A 13,853-nucleotide genomic window follows, 5' to 3' on the forward strand; every position below is an offset into this window, starting at 1 on the left:
GCTGAGGGCAAGGAGCACCCCGCGGCCCTCTAGCCCGACCCCGCGGCGCGCGACCATCGGGTGCACCGGTCGCGGATGCCGCGGCGACTCCCGCCCCAGCGCGGATACCGCGGTATCGGTGCCCGGCATCGGCGGTAGGCCGTGCGGCCTCACCGCCGGGCGTCGCGTGCGGCGGCCACGGCGGCCTGGCCGAAGCTGATCCCGCCGTCGTTGGGCGGCACGGAGCGGTGGACCAGGACCCGCAGGCCCATCTGTTCGAGCTCCTCGCGCACGCGGCACAGCAGCAGGACGTTCTGGAACACCCCGCCGGAGAGGGCGACAGCGGAAAGTCCGGTCTCCGCTGAGAGTCGGAAGCAGGCGTGCGCGAGCGCCCGGACGAGACCATTGTGGAAGCGCGCCGCGACCGTCGGGGGGTCGGCGCCGCCGGTGAGGTCGTCCACGAGGTCGCGTACCAGGTCGGTCCCGTGGATGAGCAGGGTCTCGGAGCCGGTGACGGACGCGGTGTAGGCCGAGGTCTCCGCGGGGTCCGCACGCTGTTCCAGTTCGACGGCGGCCTGCCCCTCGAAACTGACCCGGTCGCGAAGGCCGATGAGGGCGGCGACCGCGTCGAACAGCCGGCCCGCGCTCGTCGTCCACGGTGAGTTCACCCCGGACCTCGCCACCGTGAGGACGCGGTGCCAGCGGGCCGCGTTGCGGCGCGCCACCGGCAGGCCTTCGGGGATCGCCCCTCCGTACGCGGCGTCCAGGTAGGCCGCCGCCATACGCCACGGTTCCCGGATGGCGGCCGCGCCCCCGGGAAGGGCGACGGCTTCGAGGTGGCCCCGCCGCTCGAACCCGGCGAGATCGGCCACCAGCAGCTCGCCACCCCACAGCGCGCCGTCGGTGCCGTAGCCGAGACCGTCGAGTGCCACCCCGATGACCGGTCCCGTCTCCCCGTTGTCAGCGAGGCAGGAGGCGACGTGGGCGTGGTGGTGCTGCACCCCCATGAGCTCGACGTCGGCGCACTCGTGGGCGTGCTTCGTCGAGAGGTACTCGGGGTGCAGGTCGTGGGCGATGATGGCCGGGTCGATCCCGAAGAGCCGCCGGAACCGGTCGATGCCGGAGGTGTAGGCGCGCAGCGTCTCGTAGTTCTCCAGGTCGCCGATGTGCGGCGAGACGATCGCGCGCTCCCCGCTGGCCAGGCAGAACGTGGACTTCAGCTCGGCACCCGAGCCGAGCACCGGCCGCCGGGCGGGTTCGGGGAGCGCCAGGGGCGCGGGAGCGTATCCGCGGGACCTGCGCACCGGGTACTCGCGGCTCCCGACGATCCGCACGACGGAGTCATCGGCGCGGGTGTGGATGGGCCGGTCGTGTGCCAGGAGGTGGTCGGCGATCCCGGCCAGCCGTTCGAACGCCTCGGCCTCGGTGCGGCACATCGGCTCGTCGGAGGCGTTGCCACTGGTCATGACCATCGGCCGGGGGAACGCGCGGGTGAGCAGGTGGTGCAGCGGGGTGTAGGCCAGCATGAGCCCCAGGTGGCGGTCACCGGGGGCGACGGCACTGGCGATCCGGGCATCGGGGCGGCGGCGCAGCAGCACGATCGGCCTGCGGGGGCTGCCCAGCGCCTGGGCCTCGGCGGGGTCGACGGCGCACAGCTGCCGGGCCGCGTCCAGCGAACCCACCATGACGGCGAACGGTTTGGCGTCGCGGGACTTGCGGCGGCGCAGCACCCGAACCGCGGCCTCGGACGTCGCGTCGGCCGCGAGGTGGTAGCCGCCGAGCCCCTTGACGGCGACGACGCGTCCGGCGCGCAGCGAGTCCGCCGCTCCCGCGATCGGGTCGCCGCCGGGCACCTCAGTGCCGTCCAGGGACACCAGCCGCACGTGGGGCCCGCACTTCGGGCAGCAGACCGGTTGGGCGTGGAACCGCCGGTCGCCCGGGTCACCGTACTCCGACGCGCAGTCCGGACACATGGTGAACCTTGCCATCGTGGTCGACGCGCGGTCGTAGGGGACGCCGGTGACGATGGTCAGGCGCGGCCCGCAGTTGGTGCAGTTGGTGAACGGGTATCCGAACCGGCGGTCGGCTGGGTCGGACAGGTCGCGCAGGCAGTCGTCGCAGGTCGCCATGTCGGGCGACACCAGGGTGCGGGACGGGCCGCCCGAGGCGCTGCTCGCGATCGAAAAACCGCTTTCGGCGCGGCACGCGATGGTTTCGGCCGAGACGCGCTCCACCACCGCCAGCGGCGGCGCGTGGGTGACCAGGTCGGCGCGGAACCCCGCGACCCGGTCCGGTGGCCCCTGCACCTCTACGTACACGCCGTCCATGTCGTTTCCGACCCGGCCGGTGAGGCGGTATCGGGTGGCGAGCGCGTGAACGAAGGGGCGGAACCCCACGCCCTGGACGATTCCCTGCACACGCAGCCTGCAGCGCAGGGCGTCCTCCCGCTCCGGCACTGCCCGGACCTCCCCTCCTCGCGGCGTGACGAGTGCGGCGCGGATCTCGACCGGAGCGCGCGAACGCGGGGAGTTTTCGCCGCCCGGGTTCGCGCGCGGCGGCGCCGACGCCGAATGAGACCGCCCAACGCTACGCATCACGCGAGCGGGGACGGGGAGCGAACACCCGGAGACCGGGGATTCTTTTCTGGAGCTTGACCGGGAGGGGTGTGAGCAGCGACTTTTCCGCGTCATTACGTCGGAAAGTTGTTCCCCGGGTGGCGCGTCGTGGCGACAGGGCAGTGACGCTCCGCCTACGGTCGCAACTATCTGTGATGTTACGCATGCGGTGAGTGGTGATAGTGCGTGCTGGCGCACTCGAACAGACCACGCGGGAGGAACGGCGATGCACCGGTCGGCCGAGGTCGTTTCCGCGACAGGCGGCCTGCTGGCCGCCCGCGATGCGGCCGGCGAGCGGATCCCAGAAGAGGCGGAGCGAATCGCCGCGGCCTGCCGCGACATGGCGGTGCGATTCCACCGCGGCGGAAAGATCCTTGTTTTCGGCAATGGCGGTGCGGGCGCCGACGCCAATCACGTCGCCGTCGAATTCGTCCACCCGGTCGTGGTCGGAAAGCGCGCCCTTCCGGCGCTCTCGCTGAACAACGACGTCGCCACGATCACCGATGTCGCGCGCAAGGACGGTTTCGCCGACGTCTTCGCCCACCAGCTGCGCTGCCTCGCCGACCCGCGGGACATCGCACTGGGGGTCACGCCCGACGGCCACTGCCCCAACGTCGTCCGCGCCGTGGACACCGCCAAGGAGCTGGGGCTGCTCACGGTCGTGCTCGCGGGTGGGGACGGCGGCGATGTCGCTGGCCGCCCTTCGGCGGACCACGTGCTGCTGGCCCACGCCGACGACCCGCTGGTCGTCAAAGAAGCACACGTCACCATCTACCACATCCTGTGGGAGCTGGTTCACGTGTTCTTCGAGCAGCCCGGCGTCCTCGACCAGGGGGTGAGCGCGTGAGCGCCGACCATCCCGGTGCCGCCGCCACGCCACCGCGGGTCCCCGACTGCCACGACGAAGTCTGCGTCACCTGCTCCGACCAGGCGGTTCCCGTCCGGGTGCGGCGCCTGCTCGGTGACGGCCTGGCCCTCGCCGACACGGGGGCCGGTGTCGAGGAGATCAGTGTCGCCCTGGTGGAGGCGGGCGTGGGCGACCTCGTCCTGGTCCACGCCGGGGAGGCCATCGCACGCCTGGGGGAGGGAGACGGCGATGAGCCTCGGTAACCCGCGCCAGGGGTCGGACGGTGCGGCCCAGGGCCTGTACCCCTTCCTCGACAGCGAACCGGCGAGCGACATCGACGCCGTGACGGCGGAGGTGCGCGATTCCACGGTGGAGAAGGCCCGCGAGGCCACCCAGCTGCGGCGGCAGTTGGTCACGCGGTACCGCGACGAGCTGGCGCGCTGCGCCACCGCGATGGCGGACCGGTTCCTCGCCGGAGGCCGCCTGCTCACCTTCGGCAACGGCGGCAGCAGCACCGACGCCGTCGACGTAGCCACGACGTTCCTGAACCCCCCACGGGGCCGGCCCCTGCCGGCGCTGTCCCTCACCACCGATGTCGCCGTGCTCACGGCGTTGAGCAACGACGTCGGTTTCGAGGTGGTGTTCTCGCGGCAGGTCGCCGCGATGGGGCGGGAGCCCGACATGGCGCTGGGGCTGTCGACCAGCGGCGGCTCGGACAACGTGGTCGGCGCCCTGGTGGAGGCGAACCGCCTCGGAATGCTCACGATCGGTTTGGCCGGCTACAGGGGCGGAAGGTTCGCCGAGCTGGCCGCCTTGGACCACCTTTTCGTGGTCCCCTCAGCTTCGGTACACCGCATCCAGGAGGCCCAGACGACGCTCTACCACGTCCTATGGGAGCTGGTCTCGCGTGCCGTGGCCGAACGGTCGGGCTCCGCGGCGATCGCCGCGGGGAGTGGTGCAGCCCAAGGAGGTAGGCGATGAGTACCGCAGAGACCGAGCAGGACCGACCCACCGTTCACATCCTGTGGATCAACGCTGGCATGAGTTGCGACGGCGACTCGGTGGCGCTGACCGCGGCGAGCCAGCCGAGCATCGAGGAGATCGTCCTCGGCGCCCTTCCCGGCCTGCCCAAGGTCGAGGTGCACTGGCCGCTCATCACCTGGGACTCCGGCCCCGTCCAGGGCGCCGACACGTTCATCGAGTGGTTCTTCAAGGGAGAACGCGGCGATCTCGACCCGTTCGTCCTCGTCGTCGAGGGCTCCATCCCCAACGAACAGATCAAGGACGAAGGCTACTGGTGCGGCTTCGGCAACAACCCCGAGACCGGCCAGCCGATCACGACCAGTGAGTGGCTCGACCGGCTCGCGCCGCAGGCGACCGCGATCGTGGCCGCCGGAACCTGCGCCACCTACGGTGGCATCCACGCCATGGAGGGCAACCCCACGGGCGCGATGGGCGTGGCCGACTACCTCGGCTGGGACTGGCGGTCCAAGGCCGGGCTGCCGATCGTGAACATCCCGGGCTGCCCCACACAGCCGGACAACTTCTCCGAGACCCTCCTCTACCTGCTGTACCAGTTGCAGGGCAACGCCCCGATGATCCCGCTCGACGAGGGCCTGCGCCCCACCTGGCTGTTCGGCCACACCGTCCACGAGGGGTGCGACCGGGGCGGGTTCTACGAGCAGGGCCAGTTCACCAAGGAGTACGGGACTCCGGAGTGCCTGGTGAAGATCGGCTGCTGGGGGCCGGTCGTGAAGTGCAACGTGACCAAGCGCGGCTGGATGGGCGGCATCGGCGGCTGCCCCAACGTCGGCGGTATCTGCATCGCCTGCACCATGCCCGGGTTCCCCGACAAGTTCATGCCGTTCATGGACGAGCCTCCGGGAGGCCGGATCTCGACCACCGCGGTCAAATCCTACGGCGGCGCGATCCGCAAGCTGCGCGCGATCACCCAGAAGACGGTCGACAAGGAGCCGAAGTGGCGCCACACCGGGAGCCGGCTGACCACGGGATACCGGCCGCCGTGGTGACCGCTCTGCGTCAGAGTCCACGGCACCACGGCAGGAGGGCATAGCGAGATGGCAACCACCGAATCGACAGGGAAGCGCGCGAAGGGCAAGCGCGCCAGAGACACCCAACTTGTCGACATGTCCTGGGACCCGATCACCCGGATCGTGGGGAGCCTGGGCATCTACACCAAGATCGACTTCAAGCAGAAGGAGGTTGCCGAGTGCCACAGCACGTCGTCGATCTTCCGCGGCTACAGCATCTTCATGAAGGACAAGGACCCCCGCGACGCGCACTTCATCACCAGTCGCATCTGCGGGATCTGCGGCGATAACCACGCCGCGTGCTCGGTCTACACGCAGAACATGGCCTTCGGCGTGCGGACACCGCCGATCGGTGAGTGGATCATGAACCTCGGCGAGACCGCCGAGTTCATGTTCGATCACAACATCTACCAGGAGAACCTGGTCGGGGTGGACTACTGCGAGAAGATGGTCCGCGAGACTAACCCCGGGGTCCTGGAGTTGGCCGAGCGTACCGAGGCGCCGCACGCCGGCGAGCACGGCTACCGCACCATCGCCGACATCATGCGGGCGCTGAACCCCATGGAGGGTGACTTCTACCGCGAGGCCCTGCAGCAGAGCCGGCTGACCCGCGAGATGTTCTGCCTCATGGAGGGGCGCCACGTCCACCCCTCCACGCTGTACCCGGGAGGTGTCGGCACCCACCCGACCGTGCAGCTCTTCACCGACTACCTGACGCGCCTGATGCGCTATGTCGAGTACATGAAGCGGGTCGTGCCACTGCACGACGACCTCTTCGACTTCTTCTACGAGGCCCTGCCCGGATACGAGAAAGTGGGCCAGCGCCGCATCCTGCTCGGCTGCTGGGGGTCGCTGAACAACCCCGACCACTGCGACTACACCTACGCAAACATGTCGCACTGGGGCCGCCAGATGTACGTCACACCGGGCGTGATCGTCGACGGCAAGCTGGTGACCAACGACCTCGTCGACATCAACCTGGGCATCCGGATCCTGCTGGGCAGCTCGTACTACGACGACTGGACCGACCACGAGATGTTCGTGACCCGGGACCCGCTCGGCAACCCCGTCGACCGGCGGCACCCGTGGAACCAGCACACCATCCCGCACCCGCAGAAACGCGACTTCGACGACAAGTACAGCTGGGTGATGTCGCCGCGCTGGTTCGACGGCAGCGACCACCTGCCGCTGGACACCGGCGGTGGGCCGATCGCCCGGCTCTGGTCGACGGCGCTGTCCGGCCTGGTGGACATCGGCGGGTACGTCCAGGCGACCGGCAGCAGCGTCAAGATCAACCTGCCGCGCACGGCGACCCTGGGCGAGCGCACCTTCGAGTGGAAGATCCCCAAGTGGAGCAACGCGCTGGAACGCAACCGGGCGCGCAGCTACTTCCAGGCGTACGCCGCGGCGGCCGCGATCCACTTCGTCGAGAAGGGCCTCGCGGAGGTCCACGCGGGCCGCACCCAGACCTGGCAGCCGTTCACCGTCCCCGACGAGGCGATCGGGGTGGGGTTCCACGAGGCCGTGCGGGGCGTGCTGTCGCACCACATGGTGATCCGCGACGGAAAGATCGCCAACTACCACCCGTACCCGCCCACACCGTGGAACGGCAGCGTCCGCGACAGCTACGGGACCCCGGGCCCCTACGAGGACGCGGTGCAAAACACCCCGATCTTCGAGGAGAACGGGCCCGACACGTTCAAGGGCATCGACATCATGCGCGCTGTGCGCAGCTTCGACCCGTGCCTGCCGTGCGGCGTCCACATGTTCGTCGGGAACGGCCGGACGGTGCGGGCCCAGCACACGCCGACCGCGTTCGGCGGCAGCGCCTAGACGGCCCCGGAGGAGACACGCATGACCACTGAGAGCGCACTGGATTCGACCAGCGAGCGCGTGGAGCAGCTGCTGGACGAGCTGGCCGGGTCGCACCCCGAGGCGCACGAGCGCGCCGAGGAGGTGATTCGGCTGGTCGTACAGCTCTACGGAACCGCGCTCGGGCGCATCGTGGAGCGTGTCGGTGAGCTCAGCTCGGCCTCCAGTGGCGAGGACGGCGCGCCGCCTTCGCCACTGGAGCCGCTGCTTGACGACGCCCTCATCGCTGGGCTCCTCGTGCTGCACGACCTGCACCCGCACGACACGGCCACCCGCGTGCGGCAGGCCCTGGAGCGGGTCCGGCCCTACCTGGGCTCGCACGCCGGCGACGTCGAGATCGTCGACGTCGACCGCGAACAGGGCGTCGCCGTGCTGCGCCTCCAGGGCAACTGCCACGGGTGCCCGTCGTCGGCCGAGACCGTGCGCAACTCCATCGAGCGGGTGATCGCCGAGGCCGCGCCCGAGATCGGCGAGGTCCGGGTGGAAGGGGTGGCCGAGTCCCCGCCGGACCCGGCGGAACCCGGGTTCGTCCCGCTGGACAGCCTCCGGCACCGTCCGCCCGAGCACTCCATGACCTGCACCGTGCCCGCCGACCTGGCGGGGCCGGCCGTCGCCGGTGACCGCGAGGGGGCCGGGTGAATGCGTCGGGCGCCGCCGCTGGACGGCACACGGGACCGGCCATGCTCAGCCGGTTCCTGGAGCGCAGGGCGCCGCGGCCGCCGGGGGAGCAGTGTGAGATGTGCGCGGAGCCGCTCGACGCCGGGCACCCGCACATCGCCGACCTCGGCCAGCGCAGCGTGATGTGCGCCTGCCGGGGCTGCTACCTGCTGTTCACCGGCGAGGGGGCCGCGGGTGGCCGGTACGTGTCGATCCCCGAGCGCTACCTGCACGACCCGCGGTTCCCCCTCAGCGAGGCACGCTGGGACGAACTGGGGATCCCGGTGGCCATGGTGTTCCTCCTCCGCAACTCGGAGCAGCAGCGGACCATCGCCCTGTACCCGAGCCCCGCCGGGGCCACCGAGGCCGCGGTGCCCGACGGGCTCGCGGCCGAACTGCCCCGGCTCAACCCCGCCTTCGCCGACCTGGCCGACGACGTCGAGGCGCTGCTGCTGCGCCGGCGCGCGGGCTCCTTCGAGTGCTTCCTGCTCCCGGTCGACGCGTGCTACCGCCTCACCGGCCTGATCCGCACCCGCTGGAAGGGCTTCGACGGCGGCGAGGAGGCGTGGACCGCGATCGACAGCTTCTTCGCCGACCTGCGCGAACGCAGCCGCCCCGCCAGCCGCGGCGACGCCCCGGAGGACGGCGATGAGTGAGCTCGACTTCGCGTGCGTGGACGCCGTCGTCGACCGCTACGCCGCCGCCCCCACCCTCACCCTGCGACTGAACGTCACCGACACCGGCGGCCAACCGGTCCACGGGCTCATGCTCCGATGCCATCTGCGGATCCAGCCGCGGCGGCGCAGCTACTCCGAAGGCGAGGCCGCGCGGCTGCGCGACGTCTTCGGCGGACCCGGCGAGTGGGGGCGGGGGTTGCGGCCACTGAGCCTGGCCCAGGTCTCCCTCACCGTCCCGCCGTTCCACGGCACGACCGAGCTCGACCTCCCGGTGCCGTTCACCTACGACTTCGAGGTGGCCGCGACGAAGTACCTCCACGGCGTGCGCGACGGCGACATCCCACTGGAGCTGCTGTTCAGCGGCACAATCTTCCGCCGGGGCGACCAGGGCTTCACCGTCGACCAGGTGCCGTGGGACCGCGAGGCCACCTACCAGCTCCCGGTGCGCGTATGGCGGGAGATGATGGACCACTACTTCCCCGACGCGGGCTGGGTCCGGCTGCGCAGCGCGACCATCGACGCCCTGCACGCGTTCAGATCCCGCAGCGCCCTTCCCACCTGGGACGACGCAGTGCTGCACCTGCTGGGCGAAGCCGCGGAGGTGGGCGATGACGTTTGACCGGGCCCGCCACGTGGCCGACGCCGTCCTCTTCGAGGGGTACCTCCTGTACCCCTACCGCGCGTCCGCGGTGAAGAACCAGGTCCGCTGGCAGTTCGGGGTCCTCGCACCCCCCGGAGCCCGATCGGGCGAGCCCGCGTACGCCACAACCGAATGCCTCGTCGAGACCGGCACCGACCCCGTCCTCGACCTGCGCGTCCGCTTCCTGCGGGTGCGCACCCGCGCCGCGACCCGCGAGGACGCCCGCGCGTGGGACGAGGGGGCCACGCACGAGGTGGACGCCTGCGTCCCGCTGGACGGAGGCGAGGACGGCCGCGAGGTGCCCTTCACCGTGGCGGGCGGCACCACCGTCGAGGACGGGGTGACCTACACGGGGAACCGGGTCGACGGGCTGGTGACGGTGGCCGCCGAACCGCTTCCCGGCCCCTACGGGCTGGTGCGGGTGAACGTGCGGGTGGCCAACCGCACGGCCGGGCACGACCCGGAGTCGTCCCGCGACGAGATGCTGCGGTCCTCGATGGTCGCGACACACACGCTGCTGCGCGTCAGCGGCGGCGCGTTCGTGTCCCTGCTGGAACCCCCCGAATGGGCCGCGTCGGCCGTCGCGACGTGCCGGAACGAGCACACCTGGCCGGTGCTCGTCGGCGAGCCCGGCAGCCGCGACCTCATGCTGTCCTCGCCCATCATCCTCTACGACTACCCCGAGGTGGCCCCGGAGAGCCCCGCGGACCTGTGCGACGCCACCGAGATCGACGAAATCCTCACGTTGCGCACCATGGCGCTCACCGACGACGAGCGGCGCGAGGCGCGCGCGACCGACCCGCGGGCGGCGCGCATCGTCGACGGCGCCGCCGCGATGCCCCCGGAGATGCTGGACCGGCTGCACGGCGCGCTGCGCTACCTAGACGGCGCGGTCACGCCTGGCGGCCCCGGCACGCACGCCGGAGCGGGCCCGGACCAGGTTCCCGGAGGCGCGCCCGACCTCCCCTGGTGGGATCCCGGGCAGGACGCCGCCGTCGACCCGGACACCGACACCGTGACGGTGCCCGGCGGCACCGCGGCCAAGGGCAGCCGGGTCCTGCTGCGCCCCGGGCGGCAGCGCGCGGACGCCCAGGACATGTTCCTGCGCGGCCGAACGGCCACCGTCGCCGGGGTGTTCCACGACGTCGACGGCGGGCGCTATCTCGCCGTCACCCTCGACGACGACCTCGGCGCCGATCTGCACCAGTGGCACGGCCGCTACCTGTACTTCACACCCGACGAGGTCGAGATGCACGGGGGAGGGTCATGAGCGGCGGCACCCTGGTGGCCGGGGTCGGCAACATTTTCCACGGTGACGACGCGTTCGGCGTGGAGGTCGCGAACCGGCTCGCCGCCTGTCCGCCGCCCGGCGACGTCCACGTCGCCGACTTCGGCATTCGCGGCCTGCACCTCGCCTACGAGCTCCTCAACGGATACGACACCCTCATCCTGGTCGACGCCACGCAGCGGGGCGGCGCGCCGGGCACGCTCTACGTCCTCGACATCGACCCCGACGCCGCGCCCGAGCCCGACGCCACCGGCCCGGGCGCGCTGATGGACGGGCATGACCTCACGCCGGAGACCGTCTTTGCGCTGCTGAGATCGCTGGGCGGGCGGGTCGACACCGTCCGCGTCGTGGGGTGTGAACCGGACCGCGTGGACGACCACATCGGCCTGAGCGCGCCGGTGGCCACGGCGGTCGACGAGGCGGTGCGCGTGGTCTGGGACCTGGCCACCGCAAACCAACCGGAGGGGCAGACATGAAGTGGTGGGGCTGGTTAATGGTCGCGATCACGCTGGGCGGCGTAGGTGCCCTCGTCCTGCTGGCGCTACCCGACATCAAGCGCTACATGCGGATCCGGAGGATGTGACGGATGTGCCTGGGGATCCCCGGCGAGGTCATCGAGCTCAACACTGAGCAGCCCGACCTCGCCAAGGTCAACGTCAGCGGAGTCCGCCGGTCCATCAACATCGGACTCCTGGAGGACGAGGAGGTGGGGCCCGGAGACTGGATCCTCATCCACGTGGGTTTCGCGCTGTCCAAGATCGACGAGCGGGAGGCCGAGGCCGCTCTCAACTTCCTGAAGACCATCGGCAAGGACTACGAGGACGAGCTCGACGCGCTCCGCCGGTCGCGGATCGAGTAGGTGGGCGGCACCGCCCGACGATGGAGGCAGACGATGCGGTTCGTCGATGAATACCGCGACGCGGAGCAGGCGAGGGCCCTCGCGGCCCGCATCGCCGAGCTGTGCGAACCGGGACGGCATTACAAGTTCATGGAGGTCTGCGGAGGCCACACGCACACGATCTACAAGCACGGGCTGGAGGACTACCTGCCCGAGAACGTCCAGCTGGTGCACGGGCCGGGTTGTCCCGTCTGCGTCATCCCGATGGGGCGGGTCGACGACGCCATCCACATCGCCGAGCAGCCCGGCGTCACCATGACCTCGTTCGGGGACATGATGCGGGTGCCCGGGAGCGAGCGGTCGTTCATCGACTCCAACGCCGACAGCACCGACATCAGGATGGTGTACTCGCCCCTCGACGCTCTCAAGCTCGCCAAGCGCACCCCGGACCGGCACGTCGTGTTCATGGCCATCGGGTTCGAGACGACAGCGCCGTCGACTGCCATGACCGTCCTGCGCGCGGCCGCCGACGGCGTGGACAACTTCTCCGTCTTCAACAACCACGTGACGGTCATCCCGGCCATCAAGGCCATCCTGGACTCGCCGGACCTGCGCCTCGACGGGTTCATCGGTCCCGGCCACGTGTCGACGGTCATCGGCTGCCAGCCGTACCGTTTCATCAGCTCCGACTACGGCAAGCCACTCGTCGTCGCCGGGTTCGAGCCGCTGGACATCCTCAGCTCGATTCACATGCTGCTGCGGCAGCTCGCCGAGGGCCGCTCCGAGGTGGAGAACCAGTACAGCCGGGTGGTGCCGTGGGACGGCAACCGGGTCGCGCTGCGCGCCATCAGCGACGTCATGGAGCTGCGCCCGCACTTCGAATGGCGCGGCCTGGGGTTCATCTCGCACTCGGCGCTGCGGCTGCGCGCGGAGTACGCCCGCTTCGACGCCGAGCGCGTCTTCGCCCTGCCCGGCGTCCGCGTCGCCGACCCCAAGGCGTGCCAGTGCGGCGAGGTGCTCAAGGGCGTCCTCAAACCGTGGGAGTGCAAGGTGTTCGGCACCGCCTGCACACCGGAGACCCCGATCGGCACGTGCATGGTGTCGTCCGAGGGCGCGTGCGCCGCCTACTACAACTACGGCCGTTTCGAGCGGGAACGCGTCAAGGAGGCCACCCGATCATGACCACACCGCAGCGCTCCGCGCGGTGGGCGGAGCGATCCGTCGCCGAACACTCCCCCGGCGAGCCGCACACCGGCGGCCCGCTCGGAGAGCGCGAACGCCGGGTCCTGGACCGCGTCGACCGAGCGCGCCGCCGCAAGCCCAAAATCACCGACGAGCGCATCACCATGGCCCACGGGGCGGGCGGCAAGGCCACCGCGACGCTGGTGGAGGCGATGTTCCTGGACGCCTTCCACAACCCCGCGCTGGACCAGCTGGACGACGCGGCCCGGGTCGAGGCGGGGGCGGAGCGCCTGGCCGTGACGACGGACTCCTTCGTGGTGTCCCCGCTGTTCTTTCCCGGCGGCGACATCGGCGACCTCGCCATCAACGGCACCGTCAACGACCTCGCGGTCTCCGGGGCGCGTCCGATGTACCTCTCCGCCGGTTTCATCCTGGAGGAGGGGTTCGGCGTCGCCGAGCTGCGGCGGATCACCGCGTCCATGGCGGCGGCCGCCCGCGAGGCCGGGGTGGAGGTGGTCACCGGCGACACCAAGGTCGTCGAGCGCGGGAAGGGCGACGGCTGCTACATCACCACCACCGGTGTCGGTGTGCTGGAGCGCGGGCTGGCGCTCGGCCCCGGCCAGGCCCGCCCAGGCGACGCCGTCCTCGTCTCCGGACCCATCGGCGACCACGGTATGACGATCATGCTGTCCCGGGGCGAACTCGACATCGAGTCCGACATCGAGTCCGACACCGCCCCGTTGCACGGCCTGGTCGCCGCGCTGCTCGACGGCGCCAGCGGCGTGCGGTGCCTGCGCGACGCCACCCGCGGCGGGGTCGCCACGGTGCTGAACGAGGTGGCCACGGCCTCCGAGGCCGCCGTCGTTCTGGACGAGAGCTCCATCCCGGTGCGGGACGAGGTGCGGGGCGCCGGGGAGATCCTCGGCATCGACCCCCTGTACATGGCGTGCGAGGGCCGCCTCGTGGCCGTCGTGGACGGCGCGCAGGCCGAAGACGCCCTGGCCGCGATGCGCTCCCACCCGCTCGGCGCGGACGCCGCCGTCATCGGCACGGTGAAGGACGACCCGCCGACGCTGGTGCTGCTGCGGACCGAGTTCGGCGGTACCCGGATCGTGGACGTGATGATCGGCGACCCGCTGCCCCGGATCTGCTAGCGGCAGCGGGGCCCCGCCCGGGACGGGGCGACCCCCGCCGCGCGGGCGGGACC

15 protein-coding genes are annotated in these 13,853 nt (G+C 71.1%); 14 read left to right on the top strand and 1 reads right to left on the bottom strand.

Features of this window, described 5'->3' with window-relative positions; translation table 11 throughout:
* Positions 1-149: 149 nt before the first annotated feature.
* The gene (gene hypF, locus ABD259_RS16720; protein WP_344163729.1) at positions 150-2,435 is read right to left on the bottom strand and encodes a carbamoyltransferase HypF; all 2,286 of its coding nucleotides are present in this window, start codon (positions 2,433-2,435) and stop codon (positions 150-152) included.
* Between the two features lie 385 nt (positions 2,436-2,820).
* Here hypF and ABD259_RS16725 point away from each other — a divergent pair, with 385 nt between their 5' ends.
* Genes ABD259_RS16725 through hypE form a run of 14 tightly spaced genes read left to right on the top strand, consistent with a single transcriptional unit; the run spans position 2,821 to position 13,800 of the window.
* Positions 2,821-3,441 carry a D-sedoheptulose-7-phosphate isomerase gene (locus ABD259_RS16725; RefSeq protein ID WP_344163732.1) on the top strand — a complete coding sequence of 207 codons (621 nt, stop codon included), beginning with the start codon at positions 2,821-2,823 and terminating at the stop codon, positions 3,439-3,441.
* The gene (locus ABD259_RS16730; protein WP_344163735.1) at positions 3,438-3,704 is read left to right on the top strand and encodes a HypC/HybG/HupF family hydrogenase formation chaperone; all 267 of its coding nucleotides are present in this window, start codon (positions 3,438-3,440) and stop codon (positions 3,702-3,704) included. Before ABD259_RS16725 ends, ABD259_RS16730 begins: the two co-directional genes overlap by 4 nt.
* On the top strand, positions 3,691-4,422 hold the full coding sequence (locus ABD259_RS16735) for a D-sedoheptulose-7-phosphate isomerase (protein WP_344163738.1): 732 nt from the start codon (positions 3,691-3,693) through the stop codon (positions 4,420-4,422). The genes ABD259_RS16730 and ABD259_RS16735 overlap by 14 nt, the downstream gene beginning before the upstream one ends.
* Complete coding sequence (locus ABD259_RS16740; RefSeq protein ID WP_344100696.1) at positions 4,419-5,471, top strand: NADH-quinone oxidoreductase subunit B family protein; 1,053 nt, start codon at positions 4,419-4,421, stop codon at positions 5,469-5,471. Before ABD259_RS16735 ends, ABD259_RS16740 begins: the two co-directional genes overlap by 4 nt.
* A gap of 48 nt (positions 5,472-5,519) precedes the next feature.
* Positions 5,520-7,325, top strand: a complete 1,806-nt coding sequence (locus tag ABD259_RS16745) for a nickel-dependent hydrogenase large subunit (RefSeq protein WP_344100694.1) — start codon at positions 5,520-5,522, stop codon at positions 7,323-7,325.
* Between the two features lie 21 nt (positions 7,326-7,346).
* Positions 7,347-8,003, top strand: a complete 657-nt coding sequence (locus tag ABD259_RS16750) for a NifU family protein (protein ID WP_344163741.1) — start codon at positions 7,347-7,349, stop codon at positions 8,001-8,003.
* The gene (locus tag ABD259_RS16755) at positions 8,000-8,677 is read left to right on the top strand and encodes a DUF5947 family protein (RefSeq protein ID WP_344163745.1); all 678 of its coding nucleotides are present in this window, start codon (positions 8,000-8,002) and stop codon (positions 8,675-8,677) included. The genes ABD259_RS16750 and ABD259_RS16755 overlap by 4 nt, the downstream gene beginning before the upstream one ends.
* Complete coding sequence (locus ABD259_RS16760) at positions 8,670-9,317, top strand: DUF6084 family protein (RefSeq protein ID WP_344163748.1); 648 nt, start codon at positions 8,670-8,672, stop codon at positions 9,315-9,317. Before ABD259_RS16755 ends, ABD259_RS16760 begins: the two co-directional genes overlap by 8 nt.
* Positions 9,307-10,608: a hypothetical protein gene (locus tag ABD259_RS16765; protein ID WP_344163751.1), complete on the top strand. Its 1,302-nt coding sequence runs from the start codon at positions 9,307-9,309 to the stop codon at positions 10,606-10,608. The genes ABD259_RS16760 and ABD259_RS16765 overlap by 11 nt, the downstream gene beginning before the upstream one ends.
* On the top strand, positions 10,605-11,102 hold the full coding sequence (locus ABD259_RS16770) for a hydrogenase maturation protease (RefSeq protein ID WP_344163754.1): 498 nt from the start codon (positions 10,605-10,607) through the stop codon (positions 11,100-11,102). The genes ABD259_RS16765 and ABD259_RS16770 overlap by 4 nt, the downstream gene beginning before the upstream one ends.
* Positions 11,099-11,209, top strand: coding sequence for a DUF6893 family small protein (locus tag ABD259_RS25900; protein WP_425573537.1), 111 nt, complete (start codon positions 11,099-11,101; stop codon positions 11,207-11,209). The genes ABD259_RS16770 and ABD259_RS25900 overlap by 4 nt, the downstream gene beginning before the upstream one ends.
* 3 nt (positions 11,210-11,212) lie before the next feature.
* Positions 11,213-11,485, top strand: coding sequence for a HypC/HybG/HupF family hydrogenase formation chaperone (locus ABD259_RS16775; protein WP_344163759.1), 273 nt, complete (start codon positions 11,213-11,215; stop codon positions 11,483-11,485).
* 33 nt (positions 11,486-11,518) lie between these two features.
* Positions 11,519-12,646, top strand: coding sequence for a hydrogenase formation protein HypD (hypD, locus tag ABD259_RS16780; protein ID WP_344163762.1), 1,128 nt, complete (start codon positions 11,519-11,521; stop codon positions 12,644-12,646).
* Positions 12,643-13,800: a hydrogenase expression/formation protein HypE gene (gene hypE / locus ABD259_RS16785; RefSeq protein WP_344163765.1), complete on the top strand. Its 1,158-nt coding sequence runs from the start codon at positions 12,643-12,645 to the stop codon at positions 13,798-13,800. Before hypD ends, hypE begins: the two co-directional genes overlap by 4 nt.
* The last annotated feature ends 53 nt before the right edge of the window (positions 13,801-13,853 follow it).

Origin of the sequence: Nocardiopsis rhodophaea, from assembly GCF_039530945.1 — a bacterium.
In the GTDB taxonomy this organism is placed as follows: Bacteria; Actinomycetota; Actinomycetes; order Streptosporangiales; family Streptosporangiaceae; genus Nocardiopsis_C; species Nocardiopsis_C rhodophaea.

Bases quoted from the DNA above. Each gene is read 5' to 3' on its own strand.
- ABD259_RS16725 (WP_344163732.1), top strand. From the start codon at position 2,821: ATGCACCGGTCGGCCGAGGTCGTTTCCGCGACAGGCGGCCTGCTGGCC.
- ABD259_RS16765 (WP_344163751.1), top strand. From the start codon at position 9,307: ATGACGTTTGACCGGGCCCGCCACGTGGCCGACGCCGTCCTCTTCGAG.
- ABD259_RS16775 (WP_344163759.1), top strand. From the start codon at position 11,213: ATGTGCCTGGGGATCCCCGGCGAGGTCATCGAGCTCAACACTGAGCAG.
- hypD (WP_344163762.1), top strand. From the start codon at position 11,519: ATGCGGTTCGTCGATGAATACCGCGACGCGGAGCAGGCGAGGGCCCTC.
- ABD259_RS16735 (WP_344163738.1), top strand. From the start codon at position 3,691: ATGAGCCTCGGTAACCCGCGCCAGGGGTCGGACGGTGCGGCCCAGGGC.
- ABD259_RS16750 (WP_344163741.1), top strand. From the start codon at position 7,347: ATGACCACTGAGAGCGCACTGGATTCGACCAGCGAGCGCGTGGAGCAG.
- ABD259_RS16745 (WP_344100694.1), top strand. From the start codon at position 5,520: ATGGCAACCACCGAATCGACAGGGAAGCGCGCGAAGGGCAAGCGCGCC.
- ABD259_RS25900 (WP_425573537.1), top strand. From the start codon at position 11,099: ATGAAGTGGTGGGGCTGGTTAATGGTCGCGATCACGCTGGGCGGCGTA.
- ABD259_RS16740 (WP_344100696.1), top strand. From the start codon at position 4,419: ATGAGTACCGCAGAGACCGAGCAGGACCGACCCACCGTTCACATCCTG.
- ABD259_RS16770 (WP_344163754.1), top strand. From the start codon at position 10,605: ATGAGCGGCGGCACCCTGGTGGCCGGGGTCGGCAACATTTTCCACGGT.
- hypE (WP_344163765.1), top strand. From the start codon at position 12,643: ATGACCACACCGCAGCGCTCCGCGCGGTGGGCGGAGCGATCCGTCGCC.
- ABD259_RS16760 (WP_344163748.1), top strand. From the start codon at position 8,670: ATGAGTGAGCTCGACTTCGCGTGCGTGGACGCCGTCGTCGACCGCTAC.